The sequence below is a fragment of the Desulfovibrio sp. genome (assembly GCF_018379785.1).
GTDB lineage: Bacteria > Desulfobacterota > Desulfovibrionia > Desulfovibrionales > Desulfovibrionaceae > Desulfovibrio.
Map to the genome: position 1 here is coordinate 1 of NZ_JAGZUV010000072.1, position 16,060 is coordinate 16,060.

Genomic DNA, 16,060 nt, shown 5'->3' on the forward strand with positions numbered 1-16,060 from the left:
CTGTGCGCTTTGAGGTGGGTGGCATCAATCATCAGTCGTGTTGCAGGGCCATTTTGCTCAACAAGTTCCGCAAAAATTTTGTTGAAAATACCCAATCGGTTCCATCGGATAAAACGGTTGTAGAGAGTTTTGTGTGGCCCATACTCACGTGGGGCATCTTTCCCTTGCAGGCCGTTCTTGATGACGTAGACAATCCCACTGACGATACGGCTGTCATCAACTCTGGGCACCCCGTGTGACAGAGGAAAATAGGGTTTGATACGCGCAATCTGCCCGGTGGAAAGATAAAACAGTGTGCTCATGACTTACCTCGGGCGTTATAAATACACTGATACAAAATGATTGGCAATTAACGAGTCCTGAACCTAACTAATCATGTAAAATAATTTATTAATTTTATTCAATATTCAGCCTGGAATCAAATTTTATACACTATTTTCTCCACATCTCCATTGAAATCCTGAAATGACATCAAAACTGGCGCATGAATATCCATTCCCGTCTTTCAAACAACAGAACGAGAGACGGTCATTCACCATACCCTGCTTCGCGCTGGTGTTTGAGGGCCAGAATAAGCACGTTCTCTCCCTGCACCTCGTAAAACAAGGCATAGCCGGAACCACCGAAGGGAATCAGCAGTTCCCGGTGCTCCGGCTCCAGATCATCGGCGGGCCGCCCGGCATGGGGGAACTGCTCCAGAACATCCGTGGCCGCCTCAACGGCATCCAAGGCTTTTTGCGCCGCCTCGGCATCCACTTCCGCCAAAAAGGCATGCACCCGCACAAGCCCGACCAGCGCGTTGTCCGTCCAGCGCACTATATATGACATATGGGAGCATCCGTCTGTTTACCCTGCCGAAGCCGGGCGATCCAATCTTTCACTTCCGCCTGGGTGACATGCAGCCCCGTCCGCTGGTAGTGTTCATGGGCGGCGATGCACTCCTGCCGGATGGCTTCGCGCTTTTCCTCCCGCTCCACAAAGGCCGCCACGGCCTGCACCACCAGAGCATTGGTGGAGCGTTGGCGCATGGCGGCAAGGCCCTGCACCCGCGCTTTCAACTCGGCAGGCAGACGGATGCTGATGGGGCTGGAATTGGCTTGCGTTTGCATGAATGGCTCCTCTCTGCTTGTAGCTTAGATAACTACTTATGACTACAAAGTCAAGCTAAGCACACTTCGAAGGACGCGCTACGTTCGGATTAAACAAAAAGGCCCTGAAATTCGCTTCATTTCTTGATTTCAGGACTTCTTCAATTTTGGGTGGGATTCGATTATATAGTTTATCTATAGCGAGCTAATTAATAAATTGGCTGAAAAAAAATATTGAGTATCGTCTTGAAGAGGTAGATTTCTCTTCCCAATCTTCATGTTGGAAAACTATAAAGAATTATTTTGACTCGCAAAAAATTGGAAAAAATGTACTTGTTGACATTACAACTATGCCTAGAGAGATAATATGGTATATATTTCTGCTCTTAAAACAAAAGAAAGCAACTGTTCAGTATTTGTACCACAAGCCAGATAAATATGGTGATTGGCTCACAGAAGATACAGACGTTCCACGATTTCCGCTAAAATTATCAGGTTTATCTGATATATCTAAGGAAACATTCCTAATAATAGTTACAGGCTATGATTATGCTCGGGCTGAGCAACTTTGTAACTATTTTGAACCAGACCTGGTTTGTTTTGCTATTCAAAGTGGGAAACAGTTTAACAACACCACATTGAATTTGAAGGCGCATAAGTCACTAATTGAAGAGCTTGATGCTTTAACTATTGATATAGATTGCTATGGTGGCGATTGTGGCGAGAGCCAGCTTTCAAAAATAATTGAAGAATATATTCCATCGCATAACTTGATATTAGCGTCATTAGGCCCTAAACAATCAGCGGTTGCATTATTTAGGTTGGCTATGCAGTATCCAGAAATTGCTCTTTGTTATGCACCGTCAAAAAAGATCAATATGCAGTATTCATTCGGATGCGGTGAAAGCTTTAGAGGGCCAGTAATTCCTTAGCGGCTCAAGATATTTTATAGGGAGGCAGTCTGTTCAAAATGGACGCTATAAGTCAGACTGTGAAAACGGGAGATTTATGGAAAAACTCAGACGGATTCGATATACACAGGAGTTTAAGCTGCAAGCCGTCAAGATGGTGGATGAAGACGGGCTTGGTGTGGCTGAAGTGGTGCGAAGGCTGGAGATGGCCCAGAAAATCCGGCAAACTGGATGACGATCTAGCGCAGGGATGACATGCTCAAATCCAGACAAAAGTCTTTCACGCCGAGCAGAGGAAATTTCCCGGCTGTGTCAGGAGAATTTCGAACTTAAAATAGAGTGTGAGATATTAAAAAAGCGGCGACGCACTTCGTCAAAGAATCACTTTGAAGCACGTCGTCACTCTATCTTAGCAACGTGAGCACCCTGTCCGGCTGATATGTCAGCTGTTGATGGTTTCAGCTAGTGTTTTTTACGCGTAGATGAAGCGTCAGAAAGAGAACACCGATTCTCTCTGCGCTTTTGAAAGTGGCTATTTTGATTCTCCATCGTAAAAGTCGTGAAACCTATGGCGCGGAACGCATCATACCGCCCTGCGACATGCCGGAGTATCCGTTGACTTGTTTGTTTTTCTGTGGACGCAAAAATGGCGGAGGGGGTGGGATTCGAACCCACGTACCGGCTATTAACCGATAACTCGATTTCGAGTCGAGCGCGTTACGGCCGCTTCGCTACCCCTCCGCGTCGTATAGCGGAGTCGCGCCGGGCAACTTGCCACAGCGGAATCGAAAAAAACTTCTAGCGTACTTTCGCGTGAAAGGCAACGCCGCGCGGGCCTTTTTCCGCCGGATGTCCGGCGTCCGACCGGCATGGCCACACGGCGTCAGAGGCCTGGGGCAGCGCATGCAACTTCTGTGCGGTTGCGTGCCGAACGCCCGCCCACGCCCCCATGGTTACTTTTTGTCCAGCTCCGCCATGACTTCCAGGGCGTCGGCCTGCCGCGGATCGGCCTGCAGGGCGCGCAGGGCCGTATCCTCGGCCTGGGCGCGCCGATGCCACTCCAAATACATTTTTGCCATTTTGCCGAAGGTGGAGGGATGGCCGCCGAAAGTGCGCAGAATGGCCTTGTAGACGTTTTCGGCCTTTTCGAATTCGCGCAGTTTCAGCCAGGCGGCCACGGCTCCGGTGTAGGCCGCCGCTTCACGGGGTTGGGCCTGCATGGCTTCCTCATACATTTCGGCGGCTTCCGTATATTGTCCGGCGGCGGTGAAAATCTGGCCCAACTGGATGCGGATGCCTTCCTCGTCGCTGAATTCCACGACCACGCGTTTCAGAAAAGCGCGCCCCTTGGCGGGCTGGCCTTCGCGTATCAGTTGCACGCCGGTCCGGATCAGATTTTTTTTGCGCTCCAGGCGCGCTTCGGCTTCCTGCCGGATGGAACTCTCCGCCTCTTCCCGCAAAATTTTGGCCAGGCCGTCCAGCACGGTGGCCAGGGCGCTTTCCTTGCCCTGATGATAGAAAATCTCGCGGGGGATGCCGCTCTGGGCCGGGTCGAGCAGAGGCTGCATGCTCTGATGATGGACCAGGGCGCTCAGAAATTCGCTGATCTGGATGTCCAGCTCCGCCCTGGCCGCGCGCGTCAGCTGCAGGCCCGCGTATTGGCGCAGGGCCGCGCTCATGGAGGCCAGGGCGCGTTTCACTTCGTTGCGGCGCAGGTAGCCGTTGGCGCGGGCGATGTTTTCACGCACTTCCTTGGGTGCGACGGTGAGCATGGCTATTTTGCCTCCTGCCAATGCGCCGCGATGGCCTGTCGGTGGGACTGCAAGAGGTTCAGCGCGGCTCTCGGCACCAGGTAATCCACGCTGCGTCCGGCCAGCCAGAGCTCGCGGATGCGCGAGGCGCTCACGGCCAGCCAGGGCAGCGGCAGAAAATGCGCCAGCCCGCCGCCGGGCAGGGCCATGCAACAGCCTCCGGGCAGAACCGGCGGGTGTTCGCGGGCCTCGGGCCAGAGAGCGCCGGCCATGTCCGTGAATTCCTCGGCTGTGAGATCGCCGCGCGGCACCACCACGAAATGACAGAGCCGGGGCAGCTCCAGGCCCCGGTGCCAGGTGGGCAGCAGGGCGAAATCCGGGCTGCCCAGCAGAAAATAGAAGTCCGTGTCCGGTTCCGCCGCGCGATAGGCCTGCAAGGTGTCCCAGGTGTAGGAGGGGCCGTCCCGCAGGGCTTCCAGACGGTTGCAGCGCAGCCAGGGCAGGGGGGCCAGGGCCGCCTCCAGCATGGCGGCGCGCAGCTCAAAGGGCAACAGGTGCCCGGCCTTCTTGTGCGGCGGCTGGGCGCAGGGCACCATATCCACGCCCCGCACCAGGTCGCCCAGTGCCTCGCGCGCCTCCACGGCCAGACGCAGATGACCCACGTGCGGCGGATTGAAACTGCCGCCCAGAATGGCCCGGCCCGGACGCCGGACGCCGTGCGCCGTCATTTACTGCCGTACCTGCCCCTGGCCCAGCACCACGAATTTGGTGGTGGTCAACTCCTGCACGCCCATGGGGCCGTAGGCGTGCAGCTTGGAGGTGGAAATGCCGATTTCCGCGCCCAGGCCCAGCTGGCCGCCGTCGTTAAAGCGGCTGGAGGCGTTGACCGCCACCATGGAGGCGTCGGCCTCGCGCAGAAAACGCATGGCGTGGCCGTAGTCGCGGGTGCAGATGATTTCGGTGTGATTGGAGCCGTAACGGGCGATGTGGTCCAAGGCCGCGTCCAGATCGTCCACCACGAGCACGGCCAGGATCAGGGCGTGGAATTCCTGGCCGAGATCCTCGGGCTGCAGGAGCACGGCTCCGGGGCCGAGCAGGGGCAGGGCTTCCGGCGAGGCCCGGAATTCCACCCCGGCAGCGCCCAGTTTCGCGGCCGCCAGCGGCAGAAAGTTGGTTGCCGCGTCTTTGTGCACCAGCAGGCATTCCAAGGCGTTGCACACGCCGGGCCGCTGCACCTTGGCGTTGAAGACGATCTCCAGGGCCTGATCCTGATCCGCATCCGCGTCGATAAAGGCATGGCAGACGCCCTTGAAGTGCTTGAGCACTGGCATGGTGGCCGCTTCGGTGACGGCGCGCACCAGGCCTTCGCCGCCGCGCGGGATGATGACGTCGATGTACCGGTCCTGCTTGCACAGGGCCGTTACCGCCGCATGGTCCGTGATGCCCACCAGTTGCGCGGCCTGGGGCGGCAGGCCCGCGTCGGACAGGGCCGTTTGCAGCAGCCCGGCCAGCGCCGTGTTGGAGTGCAGGGCCTCGCTGCCGCCGCGCAGAATCACCGCGTTGCCCGCCTTGATGCAGAGGATGGCCGCGTCGATGGTCACATTGGGCCGGGCCTCGTAAATCATGGCGATGACCCCGAGGGGGATGCGCATGCGTCCCACCAGCAGACCGTTGGGCTGTTGCCACTGCTGTTCCGTGACGCCCACGGGATCGGGCAGCTGGGCCACATGCAGGCAGGCCGCGCGCATCTCGGCCATGATGGCCGGGGTCAGGGTCAGACGGTCCAGACGCGGAGCGTCCAGGCCCGCGGCGCGGGCCGCGTCCAGATCCTTGCGGTTGGCGGTCAGGATTTCCTCTTCCCGCGCGGCCAGCTGGTCCGCCAGTCCGATCAGGGCCCGCGTCTTGGTCTCGGCGCGGGCCCGGCTCATGGCCCGGGCCGCTTCCCGGGCCCGCGCGGCCAGGCGTTCCATTTCTTCCGCAGGCGTCATGGCTGCTCCTTTGCGCCGCCGTGAGCGGCGGGGATATTTATTTTGACAGGAAGACCGGCTTTGGCCTATGTAAATAGTTCCGTCAGGAACAGCCTGCCCGCGTCGCGGGCTTCCGGCTTTGGGCAGTTCCGTCTCCCTAAGGAGTTTTTGATACATGAATCCGCAAAAGAATCAAGGCGAGGAGACTTCGCCCCTGTTTCGCGATCTGCAGGCTGAAGTCAGTTCCGAAAGCGCGCCCCTCCTGCAGTTCATGCTGCGCCATGCGGGCATTATCGCCGGTGTGGTGATCCTCTTTCTGCTGGTCCTGGCAGGCACGGGCATCTGGCGCTGGTACAGCGGCGGCAAGAACGAGGACGCCCGGCAGGAACTGGCGCGCGTCAGCATGACCATGCAGGGGCAGGAACGCCTCAAGGCCCTGGCCGCCCTGGCCGACAAGGCCCCGTCCGATGTGCGCCTTTCCGTGCTGCTGGCCTGGGCCCAGAGCGCTCTGGAGAGCGGGGACGCCGCTGTTGCCGCCGAGGTTTACGCCAAGGCCGCCAAACTGGACGCCGACGGCGCGCTGGGCATGGCCGCCGCCCTGGGCGAGGCCGGAAGCCTGCTCAAGGCGGGCAAGAACGCCGAGGCCCTGACCTTGCTGCAGGGCCTGGAAGCGCGCCTGCCGGGTGAAAACCGTTCCGTCCAGCTGCGCCAGATGCTGGCCGAAGCCGCCGCCAGGGCGGGACAGAAGGATCTGGCCGCCAAGACTTACCAGGCCCTGGCTCAGGAAGTGAGCGGCCTTGACGGAGACTATTTCCGCGTCCGGGCCGAGGCGCTGGTTCCCGCCGCCGGGAGCGCGCCTGAAAAGCCGGTCCAGAACTAGTACCATGTCACACAATAAAACTTCGTTTTCTGTGTGAAGATCGCTTCGCCGAAAAACGCGGTTTTCGGCTCGTTCACGCCGCCTTCGGCGGCGCGACACCAGTGTCTGATTGCAAAAATTACGAGCGGAGGTATGCTCGCAATTTTCGCGGGATCGTCAGCGAAAAGACGTGGTTTTTCACTGACTCACGGCGGCTATGCCGCCGCAAAACCCTACGGGTTTTGGGTGTCTGATTTTTCAAATCAGACACGAACACGCCGTAATGCGTGCCGGACGCCGACCGCGCCCGGTGACGCCGGGGCGGAAAAGTCCGGCTGGGGGTATCCATTTGCGGCCCGCGCGGCACGCGCGCGAGGTCTGGAGGAAGCATGAGCAACGATCCGTTGTTGCGCGGCGCCCGTGGGGAGCGCCATCTGTTATTGGGCAATGAAGCTATTGTGCGCGGCGCTCTGGAAGCGGGCGTGCATATGGTTTCCTGTTATCCGGGCACGCCGTCCTCGGAAGTGGCCGACACCTTCCTCCGCCTGGGCGGTGAGGGCCGCTACCGGCTGGAATATTCCATCAACGAGAAGGTCGCCATGGAAGTGGCCGCCGGCGGCGCCCTGGGCGGCGCCATGAGCCTGGTGGCCATGAAGCATGTGGGCCTCAACGTGGCCGCCGATCCCTTGTTCACCTCGGCCTATATCGGCCTGCCCGGCGGTCTGGTGGTGCTCACGGCCGACGACCCCGGCTGCCATTCCAGCCAGAACGAGCAGGACAACCGCCATTACGCCCGTTTCGCCTCTCTGCCCTGTTTTGAGCCCGTTTCGGCTCAGGAAGCCAAGGAAATGACCCGCGAGGCCTTTCGTCTGGCCCGCGAACTGCAACAGCCGGTCATGCTGCGCACCACCACCAGGGTCAGCCATATGCGCGGGCCCGTGGATTTTGACGATCTGCCCGCGCCCCAGCCCAAGGTGGCCTTCAAGCGCGAGCCGGGACGCTTTGTGCCGGTGCCCGCCGTGGCCTGCCGCCGTCATCTGGCTCTGGACGCCAACCTGGAAAAGGCCCGCCAGATCGCCGAGGGCAGCCGCTTCAACGTGGAGCGCGAACCCGCCGGACAGACCCGCCTGGGGATCATCGCCAGCGGCGTGGCCCGCAATTACCTGGCCGACGCCTTGGCCAGCGGCGGTTGGGAAGACCGCGTGCGCGTGCTGGAACTGGGCATGACCTGGCCCCTGCCCAGCGAAATGATCGTCGCGTTCCTCCAGAAATGCGACCGGGTGCTGGTGCTGGAGGAAGGCGCGGACCTGCTGGAACAGGACGTGCGCGCCCTGGCCCAGCGGCGCGGCCTGAACGTGCGCATTGAGGGCAAGAATGAAAATCTGACCGGCCAGGGGGAATATTCCACCACCCTGGTGCTGCGTCGCCTGTCCGCCTGGCTGGACTGCCCTTGTCCGGCCAAGCCCGCGCGTCCCGTGGAGGCGCAGCTGCCGGGCCGTCCGCCCAACCTCTGCCCCGGCTGTTCGCACCGCGCCGTGTACTATGCCGTGCGTCAGGTATTCGGGGACGAAGCCATCTATTCCAGCGACATCGGCTGCTACACGTTGGGCCTGCTGCCGCCCCTGCGCACCGCGGACTTTCTGGTCTGCATGGGCTCGTCCATTTCGGCGGGCAGCGGCTTTGCGCGGGCTTCGGGCAAGCCGGTGGTGGGTTTCATCGGCGACTCCACCTTTTTCCACTCCGGCATGACCGGCCTGGCGAATGCGGTCTTCAACCACCACGATCTGCTGTTGGTCGTTCTGGACAACGGCACCACGGCTATGACCGGCCATCAGCCCAATCCCGGCATGTTGCAGGAAATGCTCGGCGACATGAGCGTGCATATGGATATGGAAGCCGTGGTGCGCGGCTTGGGCGTGACCGAATGCGTCAAGGTAAAGGCCTTCAATCTCAAGGCCGTGACCAAGGCCCTGGAGGAAATGAAGGGCAAGTCCGGGGTGCGGGTGCTCATCGCCGAGGAGCCGTGCGTGCTCTATGCCCGTCGTCGCCTCAAGAAAGGGCAGCCCCAGGTGGCCCAGGTGGTGCAGCAGGGCGAGGAAGCCTTGCGCTGCCTGGAGCAGCTGGCCTGTCCGGCCTTTTATCGCCAGGGCGACAATCTGGCGGTGGATGAAACCCTGTGTTCCGGCTGCATGATCTGCCTGCAGATCGCTCCCACGGCCTTTAAAGCCAAAAAGCGCTGAGTGGTGAAACAATGAAAGCACACGACAAGCAAAAACGGATGCGGATTTATTTCACCGGCGTGGGCGGCCAGGGCACGTTGACGGCGACTACCCTGCTGGCGCGTACGGCTCTGCAGGCCGGTCTGGACGTGGTGGCCGGGGAAGTGCACGGCATGGCCCAGCGCGGCGGCGTGGTGGAATCCGTGCTGTTGCTGGGCGGCTGGCGTTCGCCCAAACTGGACTTCGGGGAGGCCGATGTGCTGCTGGGCTTTGAACCTCTGGAAACCCTGCGCGGCCTGCCCTATCTGCGGCCCGGCGGCACGGTGTTTTCCAGCAGCGATCCCCTGCCGCCGGTCAGCGTCTCCCTGGGACAGGCCGGCTATCCTGACATGGCCTATATCGAGGAACAGACCCGGCTGGTGGCCGGGCAATGCCGCTTCATTCCCTGCCGCGAGCTGGGACTCCAGGCCGGTTCGGCCCAGAGCGGCAATACCGTGCTGCTGAGCGCGGTCTGCGCCTCCGGCGTGCTGCCTTTCGGCGTGGACGCCTTGGAAGCGGCCATCAAGAAGTTTCTGCCCGCTAAGCTGCAGGAGTCCAATCTTAAGGCCTTGGAGTTGGGCAAGACGGTTCTGGCCTAAGTCTGTTGGCAACTACGGCCCTTTCGCCCTCTGCCTGCGTCAGAAAGACTTTTTATTCCGGTCGAGTACCACAAGAGTACACTCCTTCCATAAAAAGTCTTCCTTCCTTGGCAGAGAACAAAATTTCTCGTAGTGGCCAACAGACTTTGAAGAGTAACAGCCCTGTAAAACAACAGCCCGCCGTGGTGAAAACCATCGGCGGGCTGTTTGCTTTTCAAATGCCGGAATCCGGGATTACTCTGATTGCAAAAATTTTGAGTATAGTTATGCTCTCAATTTTCGGAGGATCGTCAGAGAAAAAACGTGGTTTTTCGCTGAGTTACGGCGGATGCAAGACCCTCTGGGTTTTGTGTGCCTAATTTTTTAATTAGACACTACATGCCCAACTGGGCCAGCATATCGTCGATGGCCCCCTGAGAGACGCCTTTCTTGGGACCGTTGAGCGAGGAAACGACCTTGCGGTTCTGGCGGAAATCCTCCACAGCCTTGCTGGCTTCCTCTTTCAGGGCCTGGGCGTTCTTGGCCGGGTCTTTTTCCGCGCCGTCCATGATCAGGCCGGAAGAGACATAGAGCTCCACCACGCTGTTTTCAATCTTGTTCAGAGCCGCCACCACCCGTTTGATCCGCTGGCCCGTGATGTCCTGAAAACTCAGGGTGGTCAGCAGGCTGGTGAGATCATCGCCCAATTGGCTGTTGATCTCGGCAAGGCGGGCCTTCTGGCTTTCCGTGGCCGTGCCTTCCCGCACGGCGGCCAGCAGTTCCGCGCTTTCGGCTTGGAGATCCAGATGCTTCTCCACGATTTCCATGATGCTCATGGTGGCTGTTTCCGTGGCTTTGAGCACTTCCCCCAACTGGTCCGAAGCCTCGTGGAACAGGGCGTCCGTTTCGGGCACGGGCGAAGCCTGATCGCTGGAAGCCGTGGAAATCTGCTGGTAAATATCCTTCAGCCCCTGGCGCATGTCCGTGCTCAACTGTCTGTACACGGTCGGCTCATCTGCGTGGTCCGCCATCCCGTTCCCCTTTCCGGCCCTGCCGAAAGGTTAGAGTGTTGCGAGTAGGGGGCCGGGCCCCTCAGAGTATGTACCACTTGTCATGACAAGGGGTTGGCTGCAAACCCTTGCCGGAGCGGTTCACACATTTCATGCCTGAGCCGCTCTCTGCCGTGAAACGTTTTGCCGCCGGGACAGGCCCGGCGGCAAAACACGCTCCGGACGAAAATGACCGCTTACTTGTTGGTCTTCAAAAAGCTCTTGGCGCGGGCGGCTTCCGGTGAATTGGGGAACTTCTTGATCAGTTCCTGCATCCGGGCTTTGGCCGCGGCCCCCTGGTTGATTTTGCTGAAGCTGATGCCCTGCTTCAGATAGGCGCCGGGCGTGCGCGTGGACTTGGGATATTTTTTGATCACCGTATCATAGGCCAGGGCCGCGTCCGCGAACTGATTGCGCTGGAAGTAGCACTCCGCCAGGTAGTACTGGGCTTCCGGGGCCAGGTTGTGGTCCTTGTAATTTTTCAGAAAGTCCGTGAAGGAGCGCTGGGCTTCCTCGTACTTGCGGGCGTTGAAGGCATTGACGCCCGCGTCGAAGAGGGCCAGGGAAATGTCCTTCTGCGGGGCCTGCACCACGGGCTGGGGCGAGGGTTGGCCCCAGGTGCTGGCGTTGGGAGCCTGGGCGGGCTGGGCCGCCTGCTGGCCCTGATAGGGCTGCGTGCCCGCAGGCACGGCCGCCGTGTAGCCGGGACTGCCCGCGGGCATGCCGCCCTGGGCCGGTTGGCCGTAGGTTGCTTCGGGCTGGCCGTACGACGGCGTGTTCGCGGTCCCGGTCATGGGCACGGCCGGAGTCGTCGGCGCAGCCGCCGACACGGGCGTGGACGGCAGGGGATCGCCCAGATTGAGATTCAGGGCCATGCTGCTCTCCACCTGGCGCAGGGCCGCATCATGGCGATTGACGCGCTCCACCAGGGCGCGCGCGCCGCCCGCATTCTGCAGATCGTCCATCTGGCCCTTGAGGGTGTTCAACTCCTGCCGCATGGCCTGGAGCTGGTTCCAGGCGTCGGCCTGGGCGGGCTGCAATTGTCTGAGCTGCATGTCGTGCTGCTGCACCTGCTGTTCCAGATTCAGGGTGCTGCCGCCGCCGGAGCCGCTCTGCACGCAGGCGCCCAGCAACAGACTGGCGCAGCCCAGGAGCAGGAGATGGGAAGAACGGGATCTGTTCATGATAGCCTCGTTTCAGCGTTGAATTTTTCCACAGGCCTTGGTGCGGCCCGTAAATATGTAGATGATGCCGCCCAGTACCGGCAGAAAGACCACCAGCACCAGCCAGAGCGCACGTTGCTGGGGCGTCTCGAACTCATGACTCCAGATGTGCCAGATGCTCCAGAAGCTGGGAAGCATGGGAATCAAGGCTACCAGCGGATGCCACCAGGCAAAGGTCATGCTTTTCTCCCCGTGCCGGACGTGTCGCGGTCGGACGCGCCGTCCCGCGCGTTTTCCGGCGATTTGCGCCAGATGACCAGACAGGCCAGAAAGGCGCCGATACAGATGGCCATATCCGCCACATTGAAGGCGGGCCAGTGCCAGTCGCCCCAGTAAAAATCCAGAAAATCCACCACGGCCCGGAAGCGCAGACGGTCCGCCAGGTTGCCCAGAGCACCGCCCAGCACCAGGCCCAGCCCGGCGAAGAGCCAGGGTTGATGGCGTGAGCCGCGCACCAGGGCGATGATGGCCCAGGCCGCCACCACGGTGGCCGCCAGGAAGAGCCAGAACTGCCATTCAATGTCCGAGCGGTTCAGAAAACCGAAGGCCGCGCCCCGGTTGCGGATGTTGATCAGGTCGAAGAAACCGGGGATCACCACCACGGGCCGGTGCTCGGGAATGGCGGTCATGACCCACCATTTGCTGAGCTGGTCCAGCACAAAGGCCAGCGCGGCCAGGCCGCCCAAAATCAGATAGCGCCGTCTCATTCGGCCGCGCGTCCTTCCCGCTCCCCGAGGGGAAGGTTTTTGAGCACCGCCGCGCAACGCGGGCAGAGCGTGGGATGGGCCGGGTCCGTGCCCAGTTCCGTGCTGTAAATCCAGCAGCGCTCGCACTTTTCGCCGTGGGCCTTTTCCACGCCGATGGCCAGGCCGGACACTTCGCTGTCACTGTAGGCATCTTTCGGAGCCTCGGCCAGGGGGGCCAGTTCCAACTGGGAGACGATGCAGACCGCGCGCAGGTCCGTGTTCAGGCTTTCCAGGCGCTCGCGCAACTCGTCGGCCAGGTAGAGCGTGACCCGCGTATCCAGGGAATGGCCCACCACGCCGTCGCGGCGCAGGGGTTCGATGGCCCTGGTCACCGCGCCGCGCACGGCCAGCAGCACGTTCCAGTCGTCGCGCCGGCCTTCGGGCAGCAGAAATTCCTCGCCGGACACGGCCTGCAGGGCGAAGACCGTGGGCTCGGGCCCGCGCAGGTCCGCCGGAAGGTGGCTGAAGATTTCCTCGGCTGTGAAGGAGAGCACCGGGGCCATGTCGCGCAGCAGCAGACGCAGAATGTGCCACAGGGCCGTCTGGGCCGAGCGGCGTTCCCGGCTGGTCGCGCCCGAGGCGTAGAGGCGGTCCTTGAGGATATCCAGATAGACGGAGGAGAGATCCGTGACGCAGTAATTGTGCAGGCTGTGGTAGACCTTGTGGAATTCAAAGTCCGTGTAGGCCTGCTGTACGCGTTCGTGCATGCGTGCGGCCACGTCCAGGGCAAAGCGGTCCAGGGGCAGCAATTGCTCCAGGGGCAGCAGGTCCGCTTGGTTCAGGCCGTCGATGTTGCCCAGGATGAAACGGCAGGTGTTGCGGATGCGGCGGTAGGCGTCCACCAGACGGCCCAGGATCTGGTCCGAAATGCGGATGTCTTCGCGGTATTCCACCGAGGAAACCCAGAGGCGCACGATCTCGGCCCCGAACTTCTCGATGAGTTCCTGCGGGGCGATGACATTGCCGATGGATTTGGACATCTTGCGGCCTTCGCCGTCCACCACGTAGCCGTGGGTCAGCACCGAGCGGTAGGGGGGCCGCCCGCGCGTGCCCTCGGACACCAGCAGAGAGCTGTGGAACCAGCCGCGATGCTGGTCCGAGCCTTCCAGGTAGAGGTCCGCCGGGTAGGAGAGCTCTGGCCGCGCTTCCAGCACGGCCGCGAAGCTGGTGCCGGAGTCGAACCAGACGTCCAGAATGTCGCTTTCTTTTGTCCAGTGGCTGCCGCCGCAGTGCGGGCACTTCAGGCCGTCGGGCACAATCTCGCTCAGGTCCGCCTCGTACCAGTAGTCGCAGCCCGTGGGGTGCTTGGCGAAGCGGTCGCTGATCTCGCGCATCCAGGCGGGATCGTTCCAGGCCTCGCCGCAGTCCTCGCAACGCAGGGCCAGGATCGGCACGCCCCACTGGCGCTGGCGCGAAATGCACCAGTCCGGCCGGGATTCGATCATATTGTAAATGCGGTCCCGGCCCCAGGCCGGAATCCACTGCACGTCCTTGTCGATGCTCTCCAGAGCCCGCTTGCGCAGGTCGTTTTTCTCCATGCTGATGAACCACTGGGTGGTGGCCCGGAAAATCACCGGATTTTTGCAGCGCCAGCAGTGCGGATAGGAGTGCTGGATCTTGCCTGCCTGGAGCAGCGCGCCCTTTTCCTTGAGCTTTTCAATGACCTTGGGGTTGGCTTCGGTGACCGTGAGCCCGGCGAAAAATTCCACTGTGGGCAGAAAACGGCCCGCGTCGTCCAGGGGAGAATAAATGTCCAGGCCGTACTTGAGGCCCACTTCGTAGTCCTCGCGGCCGTGGCCCGGCGCGGTATGCACGCAGCCGGTACCCGTGTCCAGTGTCACGTGCAGGCCCAGAGTCAGGGGCGAGGGACGGTCGTAGAAGGGATGGCGGGCCACCAGGCCTTCGAGCTGCGCGCCCGTGGCCCGGCCCAGAATTTTGGGATCGTTCCAGCCGAACAGGGCGGCGCAGGGCGCGAGGCGTTCCTCGGCCAGCAGATACTGGCTGCCCCCGGCCTCCACCAGTACGTAGCTGAATTCCGGATGCAGGCAGACGGCCATGTTGTCCGGCAGGGTCCAGGGCGTGGTGGTCCAGATGACCACATGGGCGCGGGAAGGGTCAGCCTGCGGAAAGACCTTGCTCAATCCCGCGTCGGGCAGGGGAAAACGCACGTAGATGGAGGGGGAAGTGTGGTCGTAGTATTCCACCTCGGCTTCGGCCAGAGCCGTATGGCAGGAGCAGCACCAGTAGATGGGCTTCTTGGCGCGGATCACGCTGCCCTTTTCCACAAAATCGGCCAGTTCGCGCGCCGTGGTGGCCTCATAGGCGGGCTTCATGCTCATGTAGGGATCGTCCCAGTCCCCGAGCACGCCCAGTCGCTTGAATTCCTTGCGCTGCACGTCGATCCATTTGGCCGCGTAGTCGCGGCAGAGCTTGCGCACCACATGCGCGGGCAGGGTCTTTTTCTTTTCCTTGAGTTCCTGCTCCACCTTGTGCTCGATGGGCAGGCCGTGGCAATCCCAGCCCGGCACATAGCGGGAGGCGTACCCCTGCATGTTGCGGGATTTGACCACAATGTCCTTGAGAATCTTGTTCAGCGCCGTGCCCATGTGAATGTGCCCGTTGGCGTAGGGCGGACCGTCGTGCAGCACATAGGTGCCCCGGCTGCCCGAAGCCTCGACCATGGCTTCGCGGGCGTTGATCCGGTCCCACTTCTTGAGCGTTTCCGGCTCGCGCTGGGCCAGATTGGCCTTCATGGGAAAGGCGGTTTGCGGAAGATTCAGGGTTTTTTTGTAGTCACTCATGCTGGCTCCCAGCGGCTGTGCCCGGCCCGAGGGCAGAAGAGGATGCGGGCGAAAGAAAAATCGCTCTAGTGTGGGCAAAGAGCGCCCTAAAGTCAAGAAGGCCGCTTTTCTGCGGCCTTCTTGGGCGTGGACTTGTCGGCATACATTGCGCGGAGAGGCGGCCTCGGAGCAATTTCAAAGTGAAATTGCTCCGGCGTCTGCTCACGCAGACGCCCGCTACGAGCGTCGTCCGTAAGGCGGCATAGCTACGCCGTACGGACATCGAGAGCAGAGCGAGCGTTTTAAAACTTTGGGAATGACAATTCTCAAAGTTAATCCGGGCTAGAACGGGGCAGGCGTGCCCTCCATGGCTTCGGCCAACTCGCGCAGGGCCGCGAGGCTGTCCTGAGCCTCCTGGGGCGTCATGGTATGCAGGGCGAACCCGGCGTGGAGAATGACATAATCGCCGATCTGCGGCGGTTCAGGCAAAAGCATGACGGAAGCAGTCAGAAAGGTCTGGCTTTCGCCCACGCGCACGCGGGCCATGCCTTCTTCCTGAAGTTCCACAATCTGGGCGGGAATGGCTAGACACATGGCGGGAACCTCACTGCACTGAAGAATAAGCATTCATGGCGCAACGGCAAGACGCGTCGGACGCGCCGCCGGAAAGCTGTCGGCTGGGCAGGGAATCAGCATAGCAGGGGAGCAATGGCGAAGCAAGGGCGGTGGCGAACCCAGGGCAGACGCATCCAAAAAAGTCTTTATTCCCCGATAGATCGGAGAACGAGCAAAAAGGGGCGAAGCCACCTTTGCTCCGCCGGAGCGAAGCGCAGGCGGATGGCTGGTGCCG

General features: G+C 60.9%; 17 protein-coding genes and 1 tRNA gene. 5 read left to right on the forward strand and 13 right to left on the reverse strand.

Features of this window, described 5'->3' with window-relative positions; all coding sequences use genetic code 11:
• The 3 genes from KH208_RS13065 to KH208_RS13075 form a co-directional block, all read right to left on the reverse strand.
• A partial coding sequence (locus KH208_RS13065; RefSeq protein ID WP_291437007.1) for a transposase occupies window positions 1–302 on the reverse strand: 302 nt, incomplete at its 3' end.
• Window positions 303–528: 226 nt separating this feature from the next.
• Window positions 529–828, reverse strand: coding sequence for a type II toxin-antitoxin system RelE/ParE family toxin (locus tag KH208_RS13070; protein ID WP_291437009.1), 300 nt, complete (start codon window positions 826–828; stop codon window positions 529–531).
• Window positions 816–1,109 (reverse strand): CopG family ribbon-helix-helix protein, encoded by a 294-nt coding sequence (locus tag KH208_RS13075; RefSeq protein ID WP_291437011.1) that lies wholly within the window; start codon window positions 1,107–1,109, stop codon window positions 816–818. Before KH208_RS13075 ends, KH208_RS13070 begins: the two co-directional genes overlap by 13 nt.
• 329 nt (window positions 1,110–1,438) lie before the next feature.
• Between KH208_RS13075 and KH208_RS13080 the strand changes: the two genes are divergently transcribed.
• Window positions 1,439–2,020 carry a hypothetical protein gene (locus KH208_RS13080; protein WP_291437013.1) on the forward strand — a complete coding sequence of 194 codons (582 nt, stop codon included), beginning with the start codon at window positions 1,439–1,441 and terminating at the stop codon, window positions 2,018–2,020.
• Between the two features lie 76 nt (window positions 2,021–2,096).
• Window positions 2,097–2,234, forward strand: a complete 138-nt coding sequence (locus KH208_RS13085) for a transposase (RefSeq protein WP_291437015.1) — start codon at window positions 2,097–2,099, stop codon at window positions 2,232–2,234.
• Window positions 2,235–2,646: 412 nt separating this feature from the next.
• Here KH208_RS13085 and KH208_RS13090 read toward each other — a convergent pair.
• The 4 genes from KH208_RS13090 to KH208_RS13105 form a co-directional block, all read right to left on the reverse strand.
• Window positions 2,647–2,740: transfer RNA gene (locus tag KH208_RS13090), tRNA-Ser, on the reverse strand.
• A gap of 212 nt (window positions 2,741–2,952) precedes the next feature.
• Window positions 2,953–3,771 carry a tetratricopeptide repeat protein gene (locus tag KH208_RS13095; RefSeq protein ID WP_291437017.1) on the reverse strand — a complete coding sequence of 273 codons (819 nt, stop codon included), beginning with the start codon at window positions 3,769–3,771 and terminating at the stop codon, window positions 2,953–2,955.
• A gap of 2 nt (window positions 3,772–3,773) precedes the next feature.
• On the reverse strand, window positions 3,774–4,478 hold the full coding sequence (nadD, locus tag KH208_RS13100) for a nicotinate (nicotinamide) nucleotide adenylyltransferase (protein ID WP_291437019.1): 705 nt from the start codon (window positions 4,476–4,478) through the stop codon (window positions 3,774–3,776).
• Window positions 4,479–5,738 carry a glutamate-5-semialdehyde dehydrogenase gene (locus tag KH208_RS13105; RefSeq protein WP_291437021.1) on the reverse strand — a complete coding sequence of 420 codons (1,260 nt, stop codon included), beginning with the start codon at window positions 5,736–5,738 and terminating at the stop codon, window positions 4,479–4,481. It abuts the gene before it with no gap.
• Between the two features lie 154 nt (window positions 5,739–5,892).
• Here KH208_RS13105 and KH208_RS13110 point away from each other — a divergent pair, with 154 nt between their 5' ends.
• The 3 genes from KH208_RS13110 (at window position 5,893) to KH208_RS13120 (ending at window position 9,433) form a co-directional block, all read left to right on the forward strand.
• Window positions 5,893–6,597 carry a tetratricopeptide repeat protein gene (locus KH208_RS13110; RefSeq protein ID WP_291437023.1) on the forward strand — a complete coding sequence of 235 codons (705 nt, stop codon included), beginning with the start codon at window positions 5,893–5,895 and terminating at the stop codon, window positions 6,595–6,597.
• 368 nt (window positions 6,598–6,965) lie between these two features.
• Complete coding sequence (iorA, locus tag KH208_RS13115) at window positions 6,966–8,816, forward strand: indolepyruvate ferredoxin oxidoreductase subunit alpha (protein ID WP_062251296.1); 1,851 nt, start codon at window positions 6,966–6,968, stop codon at window positions 8,814–8,816.
• 11 nt (window positions 8,817–8,827) lie between these two features.
• Window positions 8,828–9,433: an indolepyruvate oxidoreductase subunit beta gene (locus KH208_RS13120; RefSeq protein ID WP_291437025.1), complete on the forward strand. Its 606-nt coding sequence runs from the start codon at window positions 8,828–8,830 to the stop codon at window positions 9,431–9,433.
• Between the two features lie 374 nt (window positions 9,434–9,807).
• Here the strand turns inward: KH208_RS13120 and KH208_RS13125 are convergent, their stop codons facing one another.
• From KH208_RS13125 to KH208_RS13150, 6 genes are all read right to left on the reverse strand, one after another.
• Window positions 9,808–10,443, reverse strand: a complete 636-nt coding sequence (locus KH208_RS13125; protein ID WP_291437027.1) for a protein phosphatase CheZ — start codon at window positions 10,441–10,443, stop codon at window positions 9,808–9,810.
• Between the two features lie 215 nt (window positions 10,444–10,658).
• On the reverse strand, window positions 10,659–11,645 hold the full coding sequence (gene ybgF / locus KH208_RS13130) for a tol-pal system protein YbgF (protein WP_291437028.1): 987 nt from the start codon (window positions 11,643–11,645) through the stop codon (window positions 10,659–10,661).
• 12 nt (window positions 11,646–11,657) lie between these two features.
• A complete protein-coding gene (locus KH208_RS13135) occupies window positions 11,658–11,864 on the reverse strand; it encodes a PLDc N-terminal domain-containing protein (RefSeq protein WP_008686313.1) in 207 nt (68 codons plus the stop codon).
• The gene (gene lspA, locus KH208_RS13140) at window positions 11,861–12,391 is read right to left on the reverse strand and encodes a signal peptidase II (RefSeq protein WP_291437030.1); all 531 of its coding nucleotides are present in this window, start codon (window positions 12,389–12,391) and stop codon (window positions 11,861–11,863) included. Before lspA ends, KH208_RS13135 begins: the two co-directional genes overlap by 4 nt.
• The gene (gene ileS / locus KH208_RS13145) at window positions 12,388–15,231 is read right to left on the reverse strand and encodes an isoleucine--tRNA ligase (protein ID WP_291437032.1); all 2,844 of its coding nucleotides are present in this window, start codon (window positions 15,229–15,231) and stop codon (window positions 12,388–12,390) included. Before ileS ends, lspA begins: the two co-directional genes overlap by 4 nt.
• 321 nt (window positions 15,232–15,552) lie before the next feature.
• Window positions 15,553–15,804 carry a HypC/HybG/HupF family hydrogenase formation chaperone gene (locus KH208_RS13150; protein WP_008686310.1) on the reverse strand — a complete coding sequence of 84 codons (252 nt, stop codon included), beginning with the start codon at window positions 15,802–15,804 and terminating at the stop codon, window positions 15,553–15,555.
• Window positions 15,805–16,060: the final 256 nt, after the last annotated feature.

What these genes read in the sequence shown, in the direction of transcription:
- ileS (WP_291437032.1), bottom strand. Translation starts at nt 15,231, where the DNA reads ATGAGTGACTACAAAAAAACCCTGAATCTTCCGCAAACCGCCTTTCCC.
- KH208_RS13150 (WP_008686310.1), bottom strand. Translation starts at nt 15,804, where the DNA reads ATGTGTCTAGCCATTCCCGCCCAGATTGTGGAACTTCAGGAAGAAGGC.
- ybgF (WP_291437028.1), bottom strand. Translation starts at nt 11,645, where the DNA reads ATGAACAGATCCCGTTCTTCCCATCTCCTGCTCCTGGGCTGCGCCAGT.
- KH208_RS13095 (WP_291437017.1), bottom strand. Translation starts at nt 3,771, where the DNA reads ATGCTCACCGTCGCACCCAAGGAAGTGCGTGAAAACATCGCCCGCGCC.
- KH208_RS13105 (WP_291437021.1), bottom strand. Translation starts at nt 5,738, where the DNA reads ATGACGCCTGCGGAAGAAATGGAACGCCTGGCCGCGCGGGCCCGGGAA.
- nadD (WP_291437019.1), bottom strand. Translation starts at nt 4,478, where the DNA reads ATGACGGCGCACGGCGTCCGGCGTCCGGGCCGGGCCATTCTGGGCGGC.
- KH208_RS13080 (WP_291437013.1), top strand. Translation starts at nt 1,439, where the DNA reads ATGCCTAGAGAGATAATATGGTATATATTTCTGCTCTTAAAACAAAAG.
- KH208_RS13075 (WP_291437011.1), bottom strand. Translation starts at nt 1,109, where the DNA reads ATGCAAACGCAAGCCAATTCCAGCCCCATCAGCATCCGTCTGCCTGCC.
- lspA (WP_291437030.1), bottom strand. Translation starts at nt 12,391, where the DNA reads ATGAGACGGCGCTATCTGATTTTGGGCGGCCTGGCCGCGCTGGCCTTT.
- iorA (WP_062251296.1), top strand. Translation starts at nt 6,966, where the DNA reads ATGAGCAACGATCCGTTGTTGCGCGGCGCCCGTGGGGAGCGCCATCTG.
- KH208_RS13120 (WP_291437025.1), top strand. Translation starts at nt 8,828, where the DNA reads ATGAAAGCACACGACAAGCAAAAACGGATGCGGATTTATTTCACCGGC.
- KH208_RS13070 (WP_291437009.1), bottom strand. Translation starts at nt 828, where the DNA reads ATGTCATATATAGTGCGCTGGACGGACAACGCGCTGGTCGGGCTTGTG.
- KH208_RS13135 (WP_008686313.1), bottom strand. Translation starts at nt 11,864, where the DNA reads ATGACCTTTGCCTGGTGGCATCCGCTGGTAGCCTTGATTCCCATGCTT.
- KH208_RS13110 (WP_291437023.1), top strand. Translation starts at nt 5,893, where the DNA reads ATGAATCCGCAAAAGAATCAAGGCGAGGAGACTTCGCCCCTGTTTCGC.
- KH208_RS13085 (WP_291437015.1), top strand. Translation starts at nt 2,097, where the DNA reads ATGGAAAAACTCAGACGGATTCGATATACACAGGAGTTTAAGCTGCAA.
- KH208_RS13125 (WP_291437027.1), bottom strand. Translation starts at nt 10,443, where the DNA reads ATGGCGGACCACGCAGATGAGCCGACCGTGTACAGACAGTTGAGCACG.